This window comes from Enterobacter sp. 296B2 (assembly GCF_034106185.1).
GTDB lineage: Bacteria > Pseudomonadota > Gammaproteobacteria > Enterobacterales > Enterobacteriaceae > Enterobacter > Enterobacter cloacae_N.
In genome coordinates this window covers 95,704-113,583 of the sequence record NZ_JAWNCA010000004.1, presented here as the reverse complement: position 1 = coordinate 113,583, position 17,880 = coordinate 95,704, and the positions used below count along the sequence as shown (strand labels likewise).

Below are 17,880 nucleotides of genomic sequence, written 5' to 3'. Positions count from 1 at the left end.
TAATTTTGTTCAAAAAAAAAGCCGTGAAATAATTCACGGCTTTACGTTATTCATAATCAGTTATAAATCACATGAAGGGAAGTCGATACTGCAAATTGGCCTTCGTCTACAGAGGAGCTTTTCATTTTCAATAAAGCAGCCAGAGGGATGGATACAGCACCACTATCTAAACTTTCTGTTGAGCCGGAAACGTTTGGACTGAAGTAAGTACCACTGGCCGTATTCTCAATCATCAGGGCAACCTGCTCTGCAGCATTACCAACTGATGAGGTCAAAGCGAAAGCAGTGTTGTCGCCAGAAAATGCATTTCCCTCAAAATCCAGGGCAGCAGTCTGAATACTTGACGGACAATCTTTAATATCAACGGTGAACGGAACTGCTGTCGTTGTTTCGCCGATTTTCAAACCAGAGGTATCAACACTACCCATATCAATAGACTGACCACCATTTACGGAAACGTTACAGGAAGATGTTGTCAGCGTACCGCCAAACTCGACAGCAACGCCTTCAGTGCCTGCAGCAAAAGCGCCACAGGATGCAGTGATAGCCGCAGCTAAAATTCCGAGCTGAATGATTTTTTTCATTTCAATAACCCTTAAAAAATACAATAAAGTTGATTTTATTACTATCGCTCTTTAAGAAGCGAGCTAGTATATATTAAGAGTTAGTGTTTCGATTTGAAACCATCCGAACTGTCTTCATTTGGACACTTGGTTTATTTTGAAATTATTTCTATCACATCAAAAGTAAACTTAACGTGCTATAGTAAATAATTTATACATTCATCTTTGTATAAATATATATATGGGAATTTTTCTTATTTTAATTTTAGCCTCAGAGAAGCGCCCAATCAGATAATTAAAAAATTTTTCAGAGGTACTGCATCACGAACTCGATAAAAATCATTGGATGGGTGAACAACAGGCGCCATTAGTGAGCGAGCGCGATCTGCTGAAACAGACCGGCTATGTCGTGAAACCTGTTGCTGGTCGCTGCGGCAGCAATATCGCTCTCATCAGCGCTCAGGACGAACTGCTGGATAAATCCAGCGGCAAAAAAAGCCCCCGCAGAGTATTCTCTGTGGGGGCCTTTTGTTACTGCGCTTCCCCGTCCTGCTGCTCGCTGGTCTTCAGATCGATGATGCGTCCAATCTGGTCATGATACACCGTCAGCAGGTTGTACTGGCTCATCTCGGAGATGATCTGCGGTGAGACATTAAAGCTGCGGGCCAGCTCCTCCTGGCGAAAATAGCCCGGCTGGCGGCGCCTTGCGTGCGTGCGGCGGCGGTTGTACTGATACCACAAAATCAGCAGCCAGCCGTTGAGCGCAGCGAACAGCAAATAGATCAACACCGTATTAAAGGAGGCAATAATCACGCTCCACCGGTGGTCGCTCTCCTCGGTTAACTGCATCCACAGCCTGGCATACAGGAAAAACAGAAATCCGCCCCACGCCATCGCGGTTAACGCGGCATCAAAAAGACGTGGCAGCAAGCGATGTTCAGTCAAAATTAAGGTATTTTCGTTCATTGAAGGCTCCCTTTTCCCCGGTCCGGACTGATCCAGCGCGCGCGGGCACGCTGACGTTTAAGCATGACTTTTGGAAATGCGACGAGGGTGGTGAACAGGCCAATCATCCAGTAGACCATCGGGAACCAAATCACCCAGAAAAGCGAGCTTGCCACCTTGCGCTCATAGCGCCGCTCGATGTACAAGCTGACCAGGAACTGCAGCAGGCACATCACGCCCAGCAGCAGCCCGGTAAACGCCGGGGGAAACAGGGTTTCAACGGTCAGCCTGGCGGGAATGGGCGCGACGTGGCTGATGACGAACAGCAGCACCGTTATCGCATACGCGAAGGCCCACAGCGTTGACAGCGCGTACTCCAGAAACAGGGGCCACATGCGGTGATGTTCCCAGCGCACCATCTTGCGCAGGTTGACCAGAAACACCTCCGCGCCGCCCTGGGCCCAGCGCAGACGCTGCTTCCACAGGCCCTTGAGCGTCTCCGGCATCAGGATCCAGCACAGCGCCCGCGGCTCGAAAAAGATATCCCAGTGGCGCAGCTGGAGCTTCCAGCTGATGTCGATGTCTTCGGTGATCATGTCCGGGCTCCAGTACCCGACGTCCGCCAGCGCCTGACGGCGAAAGGCGGCAATGACGCCGGAGACGGTAAAGACCCGGCCATAGATCCGCTGCGTCCGCTTGATGAGCCCAATGATGGACGAAAACTCGCCTACCTGAATGCGGCCAATCAGCGTGGAGCGCGTGCGAATTCGCGGGTTCCCGGTAACCGCCCCAACGTGGGGATACTGAATCAGCGGCGCTACCAGATAAGCAGCGGTGTCGCGGTCGAGCAGGGCGTCGCCGTCAATGCAGACCAGCAGATCGCCCCGGGCCGCCGCCGCCCCGGCTTTGAGCGCCACGGCTTTTCCCTGGTTCTCCGCGAGGTTGATCACCCGCAGGCGCGGCTGCTCCTGCGCCAGCGCCTGCAATACCTCCGCCGTGTTGTCAGAGGAGCCGTCATTGATGGCGATAACTTCTATATTTTCATACCGCTGATCCAGCGCGGCGCTGATGGTCTCCCGGGCATTTCGTCCCTCGTTGAAGCAGGGGATAAGAATGGAGATGAGCGGCTCGCCGGCAAGTACCGGGGCGGGCGTGTCTTTATTCCACGACCAGCGGCGTTCAAGCTGAAACCAGAAATAGAGCCCGCCGGTGACCCAGAGCACGGACATAAACAGCGGCCAGAAGAAGACAAAATCCAGAATCAGCTCGCCGGTAAAGAGGGCTGCCACGCCTAACGGCAACCCGAATACCAGACATAAAATGGAAAAGGCGATTATGCGATCAGTCATTGTCAGGGTACCAGTAGGAAGAAAATACGGGCCTGATGCGTGAGATATCAGGCTGGTTATTGATGAAATCGTCAGGGTAGTAGCCGTAGTTTTTGATGCCGTTAAGCTGGAGGACGCGCATCCACGCCGCAAGCTGGCTGTCGGAAACGGCGCGCTGCGGTTTCTGCTCCCAGTCTCTGGCCTGCAGTTCGAAGATGGTTTTATCCAGCGCGCCGGGCCGCGTTGCGACGGCTTTGATCAAACGCGTCAGCCAGGCATTGCTCTCATTCGCCGGAACGGACTCCATCAGCGGCATGGCCATCGGTACCGTCCAGTCATAGGCCGCCAGAAAATCATCGAGATTCTGCCCAAACCACGCTTCGCTTTCGGGCTGCAGAATGGGTAAGACGAACATATTGCGCGCGGTTTTTATCTGCGGGCCGCGGATATGCTTCACCGCCTGGCCCAGGGTGCGGGTAAACCCGATAAGCCTCCGGCTTTTCTGACGCGTCGTGTCCTGCCCGGCAGCGTCAACGTCAACGTCCGTCAGCACCGCATCGTCATGGAACAGGACCCCGTTGAAGCTGGCATGGCGGGCCAGATCCTCATAGATCTCCGTCACCTGCTGGCGAACCTGCGGATCCCACGGGGAAAGCCTGATGTAGGGCTCATTGGCCTCGCGCAGCTGACCGGTTCGATCGTCCCGACGCTGCACGCGGGGCAGGGAAGGATCGAGATCGAACGAGAGCACCGGCATCCACGCGAAGACCTTCACGCCCGCGCGGGTTTGCAGCTGCCAGGCGACAAAGTTAAAGAGGTCGGCCCGGACCGGAAGCCGGCGGTTGGGGAAATAGAGCGCCCTGATCCTGCCGTCGCCCTGCGGGTCGGCAAACGCCTGCAGGAAAACGTGGCTGATTTTCATGTCGTAGACCCGCTGGATCAGCCTGTTGATGTTTTGGGTCTGCTGGGCCGGATCGGGATCGTAAACGTAGTCGAGATCGACGTGCATGACGCGCACGGGATCGCGCTCCTGAGCCTGGCTGACCGTACTGGCAAACGCCTTGAGCGAGGGATTCCCGGCGATCAGCAGGCGGGGGATGTTGCCCAGCTCCTGCACATTCCCCAACCCGTCCTCAAGGGTAAAGGCCAGCTGATAACCCTGCTGTCTGGCGATGGCGAGCGACGTACCGTTTGCGGCGCCGTAAGGCCAGACCCAGGCGCGCGGCGCCTTGCCCGTCACCTGCGCGATTTTCTCCGTCACCTTGCGGACGTCATCGCCGATCCGCTGGTTGAACTGCTGGTCGGTTTCATAGCGGCCCGTGGCTTTGTCATAAAAGCGGTTGGCGATAGCCGGTTCACGGCTGCCCTGCGGGTTGGCGACGATGCCGTAATGCGAGGCCCAGGTATGCGATCCGATTTCAATCAGCGGGGACTGGCTGAGCTCGCGCACCATGTCCCAGGTCGCGAAGCGATCGCGGGGCGTCATCAGGCCGCCAAAGTTCACCTTCTGGTTTGCTGGCGTATCCACCCAACTGCCCACCGGCGCCCAAAGCGCAGGGACGTTCCAGGCCTTGAGCAGTGGCCATACGCGGGTGTAGAAGCTGCTGTAGCCATCGTCAAAGCTGAGCAGAACGGCTTTTGGCGGCAGCGTTTTTTTTCCGTCATGCGCGTCCAGAATGTCCTGCACGCTGATGGCGTGATAGCCGTTGTGCAGAAGCCAGCTTATCTGCTCGTTTAACGCGCTGGTGCGCACGGAGAGGTAGCGCTGATCGGCGGCATCGTCTTCGACGTCGTGGTAGGCCAGCACCAGAAACTGGTTCTGCGGCCAGGGTTTGCTCGCCTCCGGCTGCGGCCGCGCTTTGGGCGCAACGAACGAAATCGCCTGCGCGCAGACGCTCGCGCTGAGGCAGAGCCAGCCGATGAGTATCAGGCTCGCGGAAAAGCGTGTGTTCAGCATATTCATCCTTAAAAGCGTAAAGTCGCATCAAGCGTGACGGAGAGGTTGCTCTCGCGTTTGCCGTCATAAGGGCGTTTATCCCAGTTCAGCATCACGCCGGTATCAATAACGTTATTCCACTGGACGCGTTGCCCGTAGCCCAGCAGGACGATGGCGCCAGCGGACTGCTTTTTCTGCCAGTAGCTGCCGCCTCCGGCCACGAACTGCTGGCTCCAGAGGGTGTCGTAATGGCGGTACATCTCATGGTCCACGGACAGGGCGGCCGTCACGGACAGATCCCGCGCCGGGTTGTAATAGAGCGTGTCCCGCAGGCTGTTTTTACTGGCGGCGATCCCCGGTTCGAGATCCAGCGTCAGGGTCGGGGTCTGCCAGAGACGCTCCTTACCCGCAAGGGTGTATTCCTGCCGGCGGTTATGATCGGAGAAGCGGCTGACGGCGGCGCTGAACTGATACTCACGGCGCTCGTTTTGATACCAACGCACCCCGCCTTCACCCCGGTTGGCGCTAATCCCGTTGCGTAAGGCCCGCAGGGGCGTGGTGCGGGATAAGCGTTCAAGGCTGCCGCTGACCTGCCAGTTATCATCGAGAAAGTACGTTGTTGAGAGGCGAGCGCCTGGCTTGTTTGCCCCGTGATAGCGGTTGCTGGAGAGCTCGGCTTCGAGCTGAAGGTCGCGAGGACGCCACTGGACGCCACCCAGGAGGTGACGGCTGGTGCCTTTGCCTTCATCGAAATTCCCCTGCGCATAGCGGGTGCCGGCAAACAGCCGCCAGCTATCCGCCACGGGGGGTCCATAGAGCGTGGCGTCCAGGTTCAGGTCGTGCGTCCCGCTGATGGGGTTATCGGAGTGCAAACCCTTGCTCGCGTTGAGGCGCAGCTCGGACATGTGGTGGACCGTTCGGAGTCTGTCCAGACGCCTGGCGCTGCGATCGACGGGGGCGCGGGCAAGCACATCGTCGGCCAGTAAATCCATCTGTCGCCACTCCTGCAGATCCATGGCGACGTAAGCCTGCTGCTGCTCTAGCTCCAGATTTGATGGCTCCAGCGCCTCCGCCCTTTTCAACGTTTTCTCGGCCGCGCGCGGCAAGCCCCGTGCCTGAAGCAGGGTGGCATAGTCAATCTGCAACCCCTGATTGCCCGGCGCCGTTGTCGCCAGACGGTGTGCCAGCTTTTCGGCTTCCGGAAGGGCGTTAGTCGAGCGCAAATAGTTAAATTTGAGCGACTGCCCGGTAAGCCACCGATCGTTCGGCTGAGGGACAGGGGACCCAAAATCGTAGCGGGTCCACGGAACGTTGCGGGTCTGGCGCTCAACGTAGCGGTGGGCGGCCTGATACTGCCCGGTATCCAGCCAGGCGTAGAAAAGCGCATGCTCCTCATCCTGCGGGTCGGCGGCGTATTGCGGATAGCGTTGCAGAAGCGCGAAGGCGGCAGCCGCGTTTTTCTCTTGCAGATACGCGGAGATCACCCAGCCGATGGCCCAGCCCGGCACGGGATGCTGCGCGTCCCTCAGCGCCTGATATTCACGGATGACCTGCGGGTAATCGCCATGCGCGTACAGCGCGCCAAGCCTGTCGATACGGGCGAGGATGACGTCTTCCGCTGCCTGCGGTTCGTTTTGCCAGCGGGAGAGCAGGGCGTCGTAACGATTCAGTGCCATTTGCGCCAGCTGCAGACGCTCCTTTTCCGTTCTGCCAGGAACATCGGCCAGCCGAACCCACTCGGCGGCGGCATTAAGCTCAAGACGGCGTCGCTGCGCAGGGGGCAGCGTTACCCTTTGCGACAGCATCAGCGCGGGGGTACTCACCCGGCTATCCGTTAGCGCATCAATCAGCTCGCTGAGGAGCGCTTTATTCTCCGGCGCGAGGGTCAGCGCGCGCGTGTCCGCTAAAAGCCGATCCCAGCTTTTTCCCTGGCGTAACCAGACGTACGAGAGCGTCTGAAGATGCGCCGGAGAGGGATCCTCCGTCACCAGCTGACGGGCTTCATGCAGAGCGAGCGTATCCATGCGGGCATCGGCCAGGGTTTTAATATAGCCGATACGATAATCGTCATTATCCGGCGCAAGGCTACGCGCCTCTTTCCAGAGCACGAGAGCCGGCTGCCATGCTTTTTGATTTCGCCTGGATTGCGCGACGGCAGCAACGCCGCGAGCAGGCAGCGGCATATAAATGCCGTAACGCCGCCAGACCTGAATCACCTCGTCATCGCGACCAGCCCATGCAGCCACCTGTAACCAGTCCGCGACTTGCTCAGGCGTCAGAGCATGCTGTTGCTGATAACCCTGAAGGTAATTGAGAAACGGCGCGTAATTACCGTTACGCGCCTGTTGAATCTGTTGCTCATAAACGGATTCCGTTGCCTGACCGAGAACAGGAAACAGAAATAGCAGAAACAATAATCCTGGGACGCGATAAAAGAATAACGTATTGAAGCGAAGCGATCTTTCCATATCTATTTGCCATTTGTTTATCATGAATCCATTGCATAACACGGCCGCCTTTTAACTCTTCGTTAAAGGCCATAAATGAGAACATTAAATCTGAATGCATTAACGTTACGGGGTACTTACTTAAAGGTAATTATGGTTCCTCCTCTTTGTGAGCTGAGTGGAAGGTAATGTACACCTGATATGTTGCCGGATAAATATGGTGAAAAGCTGACGGGGAGTTTTGGGATAATTCTGGAATGAGATGCTTTTGGTGATTATTGAGAATTGAGCTTATAATTACAACTAATTGATATTATTGATTTTTATTTTTAATTCGGTTGATTTTTTTATATTTTAAATGCGGTTTGATTGTAGCATTTAAAGTACTTTCTTGTGCATGTTTGGGAAGTTTCATGACAAAAATTCTTAATGTTCAGAGAAGTGTCTTTTCTGAGGTTGTTTTTTATTTATAATTAATGCCAGCCATTGAATGAAAGTCTACAGGAAGTCTTGCTCATCAATGTCTGTATTGAGGGATGTTCAACGCCAGAATACATATTGTCGTTAATATTACAGCGCTATAAAACGAAGGCGGCCTTCTTTCTGAAGGCGCGTTCTTGCTTTAATCTAAAAGGGATGGTTAGTGGCAACTTCAATAGTGTTAGTGACTCAGGATCGCTATCTTGTCAGGGGGATGAGGCTATTTTTCCCGGATATTATCCTGCTCGACTCGATTGACAGAAACATATTTGATAATGGTGCAGATGAATATTCTGTGTTGATTGATAGTCGTTCTCCGCTCCGCTTATATGACTACCTGATACGCCATCCGGCCAGAACAAAAAAAACGATCTGCTGCGTTATGCTGGATATGCGACATCGCGAGGAGAATCTACTCAGTATGAAGTTGTTTATGAACACGTCGCTTACAGCGCCGGATATGGCGTCGTTATTTAACCTGGTGCTCAATATGAAGGGCAGGCGCCTGTCCACCAAATGGCTGCTTAACTTGCGGCTTAGCACGCACGAAGCAATCATGCTGCGGTTGCTGAGGGCAGGGATGTCGATGGAAGCGATTGCCGATGAGCTGAACACGTCGGTTAAAAGCCTTTACCGCAAACGAACGGCGCTGTCGGAGCGCCTGGGGGCGGAGAACTTCAACGAGGCGTGTTTGTTCATCTTTAAAAATAAACTGCTGGACGCGGTTGGGAACGATCCCTGACGTTGTCAGAAGTCAAAAGCAAAAACCCGCCACGAGGGCGGGTTTTTTAAATGCAGATAGGTCAGAACGACCAACGCAGATTAGCGTTAACCGAGTTGACGCGGGTATCCGCACCATATTGCCCCTGATAACCCACATCCAGCGTCGCAGCACGCGACAGCTGTACGCTCACGCCGATATCACCCACCATCACGTCCTCATCCACGGCCTGCCCCTGAGTAATGAACGCGTCGCTGCCCGCAAACGCCATGCGCGAAGAGGTATTCTTATCGCCATAGGCGTGCTGCCAGCCCAACGAACCGTAGAGGTTAACGTTCTTCGGCAACTCGGTCACACCGCGCACCCCGAGGGTGGAATAGAAGGTGTTCATCGTTTCGTTACGCACGCTCAGCGCGGCGGCACCGCCGTCTTCCCTGAAGCTGTCGGTATGCAGCCGAATGTACGATAAATTGACGAACGGCTCGATATTCATATCAGGCTGGCCGAAACGGTAGCCCGCTTCGGTGAACGCCAGCAGCGAGTTGGCGTCGTAATCCGACTTCAGCCGATCCGAGAAGCCGCTGAAATCAACATTGCGCTCGCCTTCGATCTTGTGCCAGGTGTAGCCCAGCGCGCCGCGAAGGGAGAATGCATCCTGTTGACCGGCGGCATACAGGCCAAGGTGGTAGTTGTCGGTATCCGTTGAGGAGCGACGGCTGTCGACGTCGTAATCGCCTCGGCTGTAGCCGAAGTAGCCGCCGACACGCACGTTATGGTCCGCGAGCTTGCGATCGGCCCCAAGCAGAAAGCCGGTGGTATTACCGTCCAGCTTGCCCACGTTACCGTCGCCGCTGTTTCGGCTCCAGGAGCTGAAGGTCTGGCCCCAGACGCCATTGTTTTGCGGCTCCGGCTGCTGCACCAGCGACATCGCTAACGGTGGTATCGGCAGACTGTCGTTATCAAACGCGCGCTGCATTCGCTGGTTTAACACGTTAAACACCTGCGTGCTGCCGGCGATCAGGTTGGACTGTACTGACGGATAAACTTCACCGGACAGCTGGTTGAACGCCTCGCGCGCTTCCGGCGCGCTCAGCACCAGCAGCGAGTTGTACAGCGCCAGCGACGGGCCGCTTTGCGTCAGCGTGGAGAGCGCGCCGGCGGTATTCCACTGGTTGCTGCTATTGGCGACGGTCTGGAAAATCCCCGGCTTGCCGCTGCCCGGATTCTCACCGCCAGGGTTTTCTCCCCCCGGGTTCTCACCGCCTGGGTTTCCTCCTCCTGGATTTTCACCTCCCGGGTTTTCGCCTCCAGGATTCTCGCCGCCGGTCTCTTTCTGTGCGATGGTCAGATCGACGGCGTTGGTGCTCTGGTTCAGCGCGACGTCCAGGAAGGCGGATTTGGAAATCGCCCCCGCGAACTGACCGTCAATTCCCCCGTCGGAGGTTAAAATGCGGTAGCTTTGGCCCGTTTTGTAGCTGGTTTGCGGATCCAGCGCGGTGACCTGGACCTGAGCCCGATCGCTGATGGTCGTTTTGCCCGCTACCAGCAACTGGTCGCTGCGGCCATCACCGGCGATATCGACGTCATAGAAAGACTCACCCACAAAATTCAGATAACGCTTCAGCGTCAGCGTGCCGATATCGCCATCCCCTGGTGAAATATGCCCGCCGGACAGGATCTCGGTCTGGCCCAGCGTGCCGTTCCCCCCCAGCGTACCGCCGGCCTTGATTGACGCGGCGCTGCTGTAGCCCAGCCCGTTGCTAACGTCGGTTCCCGCCGTCGCGTTGAGGATCAGCGTCCCGCCGTTCTCGGCGCTAAGGGTCTGAATATCAAAAATATCGTCTTCTGGCTGAGTGTTGATGTTGCTGGCAATAATGACTTTACCACCTCGCGCGGTCACGTTCGCCTGAAGGGCTGAAAGATCGCCGTTCAGCGTTGTCTGCCCGGAGGTATTGATTACCTCACCTTCGCCGCTCATCTTGTTGCTGAAGACGTAATTTCCATCGGTATGGTTGAAGTAGACATAGCTGCCGAACAGCCCGCCGCGCAGGCTGATTGCCGTATTCGCATCGAGAGTACCTGCGCCGCCCGCTGTGCCAAGCGTTGGCTCAGTTAAACCGGTGCCGGTGTCCATGTTGCCGCGGCTGCCGATGATGAGTGCACCCCGATTCGAACCGGAACCCGAAGTTCCCACGATCAGCGCATTGCTGCCAGCGGAAAATGAACCGCCGTCAATCACAGACAGCACGCCATTGCCGTAATCGCCCACGCTCACGCTGCTGCCGCTGGTAAAGCGCGAGTCTTTGCCCGCAATAACCAGCTCGGCGGTTTTACCTGCCCCGGAGACGCCCGCCACCTGCACGCTGCCAACGTTAACCGCACCGCCGTTCAGCACGTCCAGGTCGCCATAAAGCGTTAACGTACGGCCAACATTCCACTGTGAGCCGCTCCCCGTGACGGTGGCTTTCGGGCTCAGCGTGTCGGTTTCACCCGGCCCGGTACCGTTGCCGATGCGCGCATCGTAGGCGGTACTGAGCGCCGCGCCGTCCTCAACCGCCAGCGTGGAGCGTGCGCCCAGATCGGTGCCTACGCTAAGAAAATTACTGGTCACGCGTGAGCCGGTGCCCGTGGCGATAAGGTGGCTGTCGTAGCCACGGGTAGTGCCGACAACGATCTCTTTTGCGCTGGCCAACGCACCCTCTTCGACTCGCAGGGTGCCGAGGCCAAGATTCAGGTCGCCGCGCAGGACATACTGATCGTTCACCGCGTTAAGCTCGGCGTTTGGCCCGCGGACCGTGACCACGCTTTCATAAATTTGGCCGTCGAACAGCCGGCCGATGTTGATGTTATAGGCGGTGATTTTGCCATTATCGATCAGCAGGTTTCCGGGTTGATTACGTCCAACGTAAACATCGCCGGTGTAACCCAGCGTTTCGGTAATACGCGAGTCGCCATCAAAAAATGCATCGGCTGCGCGCGCGAAATCGGCAGGTGAAAGCAGTAGCAGCGGCGCGGAAAATAGAGCGAGGTAAAGTCTGGAAAGCGGCGTCTTAACCGCTAAAGAATGCGATGTAGAGTTATTCACGGGCTATCTCCGTACTCATTAGCGTGATGTCTGGAAAATCGTTTTTATATGAAAACTCAGATATGTCAGAGAATGTAAAAGGCGTTATTTATGTACGCCTTTTGATTTGGCGTTAATTATTTATGTGTGACAACAGGTGTACAGGTTGGCGCGCTCAGCGTCGGTGCTGATCCTAAAATCCCCGGCATCATCATCGATGAGCAATCGAAAATACGCCCTTTCTCCGTCGTCGCGCGATAAGACAGTTTCTGTCCTCCCAGTGCATCCGGCTGGGCGCCATTAACATTGGTCACGGTTATTTCATCCGATGAGCCCAACCCCAGCATTTTAGCGGTCTCCGCCTGCAGGAGTGGAATAGCCTGATCGGTTTTAAGCGTGGAACAACCGGCTAGCATCAACGTAACGCTTAAAAAGATTAGTGGTTTTTTCATAAATTATCCTTTATATCCAATCAGTTAATTTCACTGATTGTATTTATGTTTTGAATTACCCAAATCAGCGAATAATATATTTCCCTTTCCTAATCGATAAAACCCTCCTAAAGTAGGGTGGGTAGATAATAAATCATCCGTACACTCAGATATGCGAAGGTAAAAGGAGGATCCTTTGGGGCAGAATTATGCGTTGGTCGTTGATGACCATCCATTGGTAGCAAGCGGCATCGCCAATTTTCTGATTACACATTGCCAATTTAAGCAGGCGTACGTGGTGACGAATGAGGAGGATTGCTACCGTCAAATTAGGGATAATGGCCCGCCACGTTTGCTGGTAATCGATTTTTGGCTCTCGTCCGGAACAGCGTTGAAATTACTCAAAGAAGTTAAACAACTTTACCCACAGGTACGGCTTCTGGTGGTCAGTGGGGATGACAATAATGACATCTGGCAGAAAGTTCACGCCGCCGGGGGGCACGGTTTCGTATTGAAAAGTGAACCGCCCGAAATGTTCTCACGGGCCGTTTTTGCACTTACAGATAATTTGACCTGGTTTCCTGAGCGAAATGAATATTCCGTTGAATCGAATAATGAGAAGTTAAGTAAATTTAACTTAACGCCGCGACAAATAGACGTGTTAAATATGATTATGCGCGGCCTGCCGAATAAGCGAATCGCCGCGCAGCTTTCAATTTCTGAGCCCACGGTAAAAGAACACATCAGCAATATATTGAAAAAAATAGGTGTTAACAGTCGGGTCGAAGCCATCACGCTTCTGCATGGTAAGCGGGAATCATCAGAATGAGGTTTTTCCAGAGCTTACAGAACGATGGCATCTCTCCTCCCGCGCAGATCCGTTTACTAAACAACACCTTTATGCGGCTGGTGTTCAGCTTCAGCGCGGTGCCATTTGTCGGTATTCCTTTCGCCATCTGGATTAATTTGCTGGGCGATGAACTTGCCCCAACCATTACCTGGATAATTATTTACCTGCTATGTGCCGTGGCAATCCGAATATTGCACCGACGCTACCGGCGCGAAGTGAAAGAGCATGATGAAGCGGACGTCCTGCGCCGCTGGCTTCCGCGCATAAATAAGATTGCTTTTATTCACGGGCTGGGGATTTCATCTCTCTATTTAATTACGCCGCAGACGCAGAACTTTGACTTTTTCCTGCTACTTAATATCAGTATTGCCGCCATCGTCGCCGCCAATGCGACGCATCTGACGCCGGTCATCAGCACCTTTACGTGCTTTTTCTTCGCCTCCTGGGGGGTACTGAACCTCGGCATCATCTGGCGGCTGGACGATCTGATGTTCATTGTGCTGATGCTGAACCTGCTTTACGGCTTCGCCATTTACCGCCATGCGTTAACGTCGCACGCGTTCTTCATTCAGCAAGCGCTGCTTGAGGAAAAAAGCTCACGCCTGGCAGAACAGTTTCGTCAGGCTAAAGAGGAAGCGGAGCAGGCGCTGCTGGATAAGAATCAGTTCCTGACGACCGCCAGCCACGATCTGCGTCAGCCGGTACACGCCATGGGCTTTCTGATCGAAGCGATTATCCACCGAAACCGCGACGACAGCCTGACGCCCCAACTGCTTGACCTGCAGCAGAGCGTTCGCTCGGTGCATTTGATGTTCAATTCTCTGCTCGACCTCAGCAAGATTGAATCCGGGAACGTGCTCACTGCACCTTCCAGAGTGGACATCGGCGCTCTGCTCGACTCGGTGATCACGCTGTTTCGCGAAGAGGCCAACAGCCGCGCACTCAGGCTGTCCACCCGTCGGCCCAAACGCCGCATCCACGTGATGGGCGATCCGCTGCTGGTGCGACAATCGCTGATTAACCTGATTCAAAACGCCCTTCGCTACACGCAGCAGGGCGGCGTGCTGGTCGCCATCCGACCGCGCGGTGACGAGTGTCTGGTGGAGGTGTGGGACACGGGGGTCGGTATCGCCGATGACGAGAAAGGTAAAATCTTCTCTCCCTACTACCGCCCCGAGCTGGCCTGGAAGATCGACAGCGCCGGACACGGGCTGGGTCTGGCCGTGGTTGCCCGCTGTGCAAAACTGATGAAGGTAAAGTACGGGATGCAATCTATTGAAGGTAAAGGCTCACGCTTCTGGATGCGCTTCACTCAATATTCTGGAGAAGAGATCGCGCCGGACATCCCGCCCGCCGATGACAGCACCGCCGCGCAGGTACGCTATGCGCCGCTGCGCGGTTCCTGCCTGGTCGTCGATGACGACCCGCTGGTGACGTCTGCCTGGGAGAGCCTGATGCGCATCTGGGGGATCAACGTGCGCTGTGCGGCCTCCGCTGAAGAAGCGTTCGCCATAATCGACGACGGCTTCACGCCGTTCGCCGTGCTGTGCGATCAGCGTCTGCGATCCGGCGAAAGCGGCTTCGACATCCTGAAAGCGCTTTTTGAACGTCTGCCGGACATGAGCGGCGCGATGGTTAGCGGCGAATTTAACTCGCCGGTTCTGCTGGCGGCGGAGCAGGAAGGGTACCTGGTGCTGCGCAAGCCTCTGGAGCCGGCTAAATTGTATGCGCTACTGACGCAGTGGTCCGGGTGTCGTTAAGGGAATTTAGAAGTGTTGATTCTGGCGGGCTTAGAATGCAAAAACGGACCTCCGTGGAGGTCCGTTAATATGAATTTGGTGCCCGGACTCGGAATCGAACCAAGGACACGGGGATTTTCAATCCCCTGCTCTACCGACTGAGCTATCCGGGCAACGGGGCGCATTAAACCCGATCTGCCCGTTGCCGTCAACGAAAAATGTTGTTTTCGTTACAGACTGCGCAATCTCTCGCCATTTCGCCGTACTCTTAAGCGAAAAAGTGCGTCCAAAGCGCGGAAAGCGGCATGGCGAGCAGCAGGGCGGGCAGCATATTCACCACCGCAAACATCTTGATCCCGCAGATGCGCAGCCCGGTTGCCAGCAGCAGCAGACCGCCGACGGCGGTGAAGTCCGCCATCATCGCCGGTGTGGTCAGCGGGAGAATCAAGGTGGCGCAGGTGGCAAGCGCTAGCTGGATTAGCAGCATCGGGACGCAAATCGCCGCCACGGCAATGCCGAGCGTAGTGGCGAAAATGGTGGCGGTGAAGAAATCAAGAAACGCCTTCGCAATTAATATGCTTGGGTCGCCCGTCATCCCTTCCTGCATCGAACCGAAAATCCCGGTGCCGCTGGCACAAAACAGAATAATGATGGCGACGTAGTTCTGAATAAACGACTCGTGCGTGCCGTGCTTCGCCTTGCCCGGTCGGGCTATCAGGTTTTTGGCTTTGCCTACCGCATTATTGATGCCTTTTTCCAGATAGCAAAACTCGCCAATCAGCGCGCCGAGCAGGGTGGCCAGCACCATGACGGGCAGGTTGGCACATTTGATCACTAAAAGGATGCCGATGCCTAAGGATGCCAGGCCGAATATCGAGGGCATGGATGAGCGGATACGCTCCGGCAGCCGCTGACTCAACACTGCGCCCAGTACGCCGCCCAGCAATACGGCTCCGGCGTTAATAAATGGCCCGATAACCACGGTTAACTCCTGTTATTTACTCATTGATATTGCATTATTATGACACGTCAGGGCTTCGCGGGCCTTAGCTTTGGGTGGTTTCGTGCATACTGATTCCTTCTTGCACCTCAAAATAAAAGGTGACATTATTGCGCGAATTTTCTCCTCCCTGTCTCACCGCCCGGTGAGGGTAACTGCGCCTATGAAAACCATGAAAATTGCCGTCAGCCGCGAGCTGGTCTCCGCCGTCTCTACGCACCGTGAAAAGGTGACGCTGGACAGCACCGATTTTACCGATGTGGCGGCCGTCGTCATTACTTCAGCTGAGAGTCGCAGCGGCATTCTTGCACTGCTGAAACGCACGGGCTTTCATTTACCGGTGTTTATTTTTTCGCAGGAGCCAACGGACGTACCTGACGGCGCCACCGCGATCATCTCGGGTAAAGCTCAGGAGTTCCTGGAACTGGAGAGTGCTGCCTGCCGTTACGAAGAGGATCTGCTGCCGCCCTTTTTTGACACCCTGAGCCAGTATGTTGAGATGGGCAACAGCACCTTCGCCTGTCCGGGCCACCAGCACGGGGCATTTTTCAAAAAACACCCGGCAGGGCGACAGTTCTATGATTTCTTCGGTGAGAACGTGTTTCGCGCCGACATGTGCAACGCCGATGTGAAGCTGGGCGATCTGCTGATCCACGAAGGCTCCGCCAAGCACGCGCAAAAGTTCGCGGCGAAAGTGTTCAACGCGGACAAAACCTACTTTGTGCTAAACGGCACGTCGGCGGCCAACAAGGTGGTGACCAACGCGCTGCTGACCCGCGGCGACCTGGTGCTGTTCGACCGCAATAACCATAAGTCTAACCACCACGGCGCGCTGATTCAGGCGGGCGCGACGCCGGTTTATCTGGAAGCGGCACGCAATCCGTTTGGCTTTATCGGCGGGATTGACGAGCACTGCTTTGATGACGCGTATCTTCGGGACCTGATCCGCGAGGCTGCGCCGGAGAAGGCCAACGAGGCGCGTCCATTCCGCCTGGCGATCATTCAGCTTGGCACCTACGATGGGACGATCTACAACGCTCGTCAGGTGATCGACAAGATCGGCCATCTGTGTGACTACATTCTCTTTGACTCCGCCTGGGTAGGTTACGAGCAGTTTATTCCGATGATGGCGGAAACGTCCCCGCTCTTGCTGGAGCTGAACGAGAACGATCCGGGTATTTTCGTGACACAGTCGGTGCACAAACAGCAGGCCGGGTTCTCGCAAACGTCACAGATCCATAAAAAGGATAACCACATTCGCGGCCAGGCGCGCTTCTGCCCGCACAAGCGGCTGAACAATGCCTTTATGCTGCATGCCTCCACCAGCCCGTTTTATCCGCTGTTCGCTGCGCTCGACGTGAACGCCAAAATCCACGAAGGGGAGAGTGGACGCAGGCTGTGGGCGGAGTGCGTCGAGCTGGGCATTGAGGCGCGCAAGGCGATCATTGCCAACTGTCATATGATCAAACCGTTTATCCCGCCGGTGGTGGCGGGGCGGCCGTGGCAGGATCATCCGACTCACGCTATCGCCAGTGAGCTTCGCTTCTTCAGCTTCGAGCCGGGGGCCAAATGGCACGGGTTTGAGGGCTATGCCCGCGAGCAGTACTTTGTCGACCCTTGCAAACTGCTGCTGACCACGCCGGGCATTGATGCTGAAACCGGGGAGTACACTGATTTCGGGATCCCGGCGACGATTCTGGCGCACTACCTGCGCGAAAACGGCATCGTGCCGGAGAAGTGCGACCTCAACTCGATCCTGTTCCTGCTGACGCCTGCCGAAAGCAGCGAGAAGCTGGCGCAGCTGGTGGCGATGCTGGGCCAGTTTGAACAGCATATTGAAGACGACACGCCGCTGGCGGACGTGCTGCCGACGATCTTCCAGAAATACCCGGTTCGCTACCGGGATTACACCCTTCGCCAGCTGTGCCAGGAGATGCACGATCTCTACGTCAGCTTTGACGTGAAAGATCTGCAGAAGGCGATGTTCCGCAAGGAGAGCCTGCCTGAGGTGGTAATGAACCCGCAGGATGCAAACCGGGCCTATATTCGCGGCGAGGTGGAGCTGGTTCGCATTCGGGATGCAGCAGGGCGCATTGCTGCTGAAGGGGCGCTGCCCTATCCGCCAGGCGTACTGTGCGTGGTGCCGGGTGAGGTCTGGGGCGGAGCGGTACAGCGTTACTTCCTGGCGCTGGAGGAGGGTATCAACCTGCTGCCGGGCTTCTCGCCGGAATTGCAGGGCGTGTACAGCGAGAAGGATGCCGACGGGATCAAGCGGCTGTATGGGTATGTATTGAAGTAGGCCCCCTCACCCTAACCCTCTCCCCAAAGGGGAGAGGGGATGGTACGGAGCCGTCTTTTCACCCTCTCCCCTCTGGG

Annotated in this window: 12 protein-coding genes, 1 tRNA gene and 1 pseudogene; 5 read left to right on the top strand and 9 right to left on the bottom strand. The window is 55.7% G+C overall.

The features are described from left to right. Window positions 1-56: 56 nt before the first annotated feature. Window positions 57-584 (bottom strand): fimbrial protein, encoded by a 528-nt coding sequence (locus URZ40_RS04520; protein ID WP_316379944.1) that lies wholly within the window; start codon window positions 582-584, stop codon window positions 57-59. Window positions 585-945: 361 nt separating this feature from the next. Here URZ40_RS04520 and URZ40_RS04515 point away from each other — a divergent pair. Then, a pseudogene (locus tag URZ40_RS04515) lies at window positions 946-1,056 on the top strand (hypothetical protein); the annotation flags it as partial. Window positions 1,057-1,094: 38 nt separating this feature from the next. Here the strand turns inward: URZ40_RS04515 and pgaD are convergent. From pgaD to pgaA, 4 genes are read right to left on the bottom strand one after another with little or no spacing between them, the layout of a single operon-like run. Then, window positions 1,095-1,529: a poly-beta-1,6-N-acetyl-D-glucosamine biosynthesis protein PgaD gene (pgaD, locus tag URZ40_RS04510; RefSeq protein ID WP_316379945.1), complete on the bottom strand. Its 435-nt coding sequence runs from the start codon at window positions 1,527-1,529 to the stop codon at window positions 1,095-1,097. Next, complete coding sequence (gene pgaC, locus URZ40_RS04505) at window positions 1,526-2,857, bottom strand: poly-beta-1,6-N-acetyl-D-glucosamine synthase (RefSeq protein WP_233002816.1); 1,332 nt, start codon at window positions 2,855-2,857, stop codon at window positions 1,526-1,528. Before pgaC ends, pgaD begins: the two co-directional genes overlap by 4 nt. Then, the gene (gene pgaB, locus URZ40_RS04500; protein ID WP_316379946.1) at window positions 2,850-4,793 is read right to left on the bottom strand and encodes a poly-beta-1,6-N-acetyl-D-glucosamine N-deacetylase PgaB; all 1,944 of its coding nucleotides are present in this window, start codon (window positions 4,791-4,793) and stop codon (window positions 2,850-2,852) included. The genes pgaC and pgaB overlap by 8 nt, the downstream gene beginning before the upstream one ends. An 8-nt stretch (window positions 4,794-4,801) precedes the next feature. After that, window positions 4,802-7,240, bottom strand: coding sequence for a poly-beta-1,6 N-acetyl-D-glucosamine export porin PgaA (gene pgaA / locus URZ40_RS04495; protein ID WP_316379947.1), 2,439 nt, complete (start codon window positions 7,238-7,240; stop codon window positions 4,802-4,804). 673 nt (window positions 7,241-7,913) lie between these two features. Here pgaA and URZ40_RS04490 point away from each other — a divergent pair. Then, a complete protein-coding gene (locus URZ40_RS04490; protein WP_116342006.1) occupies window positions 7,914-8,441 on the top strand; it encodes a helix-turn-helix domain-containing protein in 528 nt (175 codons plus the stop codon). A 61-nt stretch (window positions 8,442-8,502) separates the two neighbouring features. On the opposite strand, the gene URZ40_RS04485 is transcribed toward URZ40_RS04490, so the two are convergent. Together URZ40_RS04485 and URZ40_RS04480 are read right to left on the bottom strand one after the other, a co-directional pair. After that, on the bottom strand, window positions 8,503-11,505 hold the full coding sequence (locus URZ40_RS04485; RefSeq protein WP_316379948.1) for an autotransporter domain-containing protein: 3,003 nt from the start codon (window positions 11,503-11,505) through the stop codon (window positions 8,503-8,505). A 116-nt stretch (window positions 11,506-11,621) separates the two neighbouring features. Further along, window positions 11,622-11,936, bottom strand: a complete 315-nt coding sequence (locus URZ40_RS04480; RefSeq protein WP_028014394.1) for a lipoprotein — start codon at window positions 11,934-11,936, stop codon at window positions 11,622-11,624. A 175-nt stretch (window positions 11,937-12,111) separates the two neighbouring features. Between URZ40_RS04480 and URZ40_RS04475 the strand changes: the two genes are divergently transcribed. Then, window positions 12,112-12,744 (top strand): response regulator transcription factor, encoded by a 633-nt coding sequence (locus tag URZ40_RS04475; protein ID WP_316379949.1) that lies wholly within the window; start codon window positions 12,112-12,114, stop codon window positions 12,742-12,744. Continuing rightward, entirely contained in the window at window positions 12,741-14,525 is a 1,785-nt protein-coding gene (locus URZ40_RS04470; RefSeq protein WP_316379950.1) for a hybrid sensor histidine kinase/response regulator, read from the top strand. Before URZ40_RS04475 ends, URZ40_RS04470 begins: the two co-directional genes overlap by 4 nt. Window positions 14,526-14,601: 76 nt before the next feature. Here URZ40_RS04470 and URZ40_RS04465 read toward each other — a convergent pair. Beyond that, window positions 14,602-14,677: transfer RNA gene (locus tag URZ40_RS04465), tRNA-Phe, on the bottom strand. Between the two features lie 95 nt (window positions 14,678-14,772). Next, entirely contained in the window at window positions 14,773-15,486 is a 714-nt protein-coding gene (locus URZ40_RS04460) for a DUF554 domain-containing protein (protein ID WP_116341998.1), read from the bottom strand. A 181-nt stretch (window positions 15,487-15,667) separates the two neighbouring features. Here URZ40_RS04460 and URZ40_RS04455 point away from each other — a divergent pair, with 181 nt between their 5' ends. Next, the gene (locus URZ40_RS04455; RefSeq protein ID WP_320719860.1) at window positions 15,668-17,803 is read left to right on the top strand and encodes an ornithine decarboxylase; all 2,136 of its coding nucleotides are present in this window, start codon (window positions 15,668-15,670) and stop codon (window positions 17,801-17,803) included. The last annotated feature ends 77 nt before the right edge of the window (window positions 17,804-17,880 follow it).

Excerpts from the sequence above, each read along its gene's own strand:
- URZ40_RS04470 (WP_316379950.1), top strand. The coding sequence starts at position 12,741 with ATGAGGTTTTTCCAGAGCTTACAGAACGATGGCATCTCTCCTCCCGCG.
- pgaB (WP_316379946.1), bottom strand. The coding sequence starts at position 4,793 with ATGCTGAACACACGCTTTTCCGCGAGCCTGATACTCATCGGCTGGCTC.
- pgaA (WP_316379947.1), bottom strand. The coding sequence starts at position 7,240 with ATGGAAAGATCGCTTCGCTTCAATACGTTATTCTTTTATCGCGTCCCA.
- URZ40_RS04490 (WP_116342006.1), top strand. The coding sequence starts at position 7,914 with ATGAGGCTATTTTTCCCGGATATTATCCTGCTCGACTCGATTGACAGA.
- pgaD (WP_316379945.1), bottom strand. The coding sequence starts at position 1,529 with ATGAACGAAAATACCTTAATTTTGACTGAACATCGCTTGCTGCCACGT.
- pgaC (WP_233002816.1), bottom strand. The coding sequence starts at position 2,857 with ATGACTGATCGCATAATCGCCTTTTCCATTTTATGTCTGGTATTCGGG.
- URZ40_RS04455 (WP_320719860.1), top strand. The coding sequence starts at position 15,668 with ATGAAAACCATGAAAATTGCCGTCAGCCGCGAGCTGGTCTCCGCCGTC.
- URZ40_RS04480 (WP_028014394.1), bottom strand. The coding sequence starts at position 11,936 with ATGAAAAAACCACTAATCTTTTTAAGCGTTACGTTGATGCTAGCCGGT.
- URZ40_RS04520 (WP_316379944.1), bottom strand. The coding sequence starts at position 584 with ATGAAAAAAATCATTCAGCTCGGAATTTTAGCTGCGGCTATCACTGCA.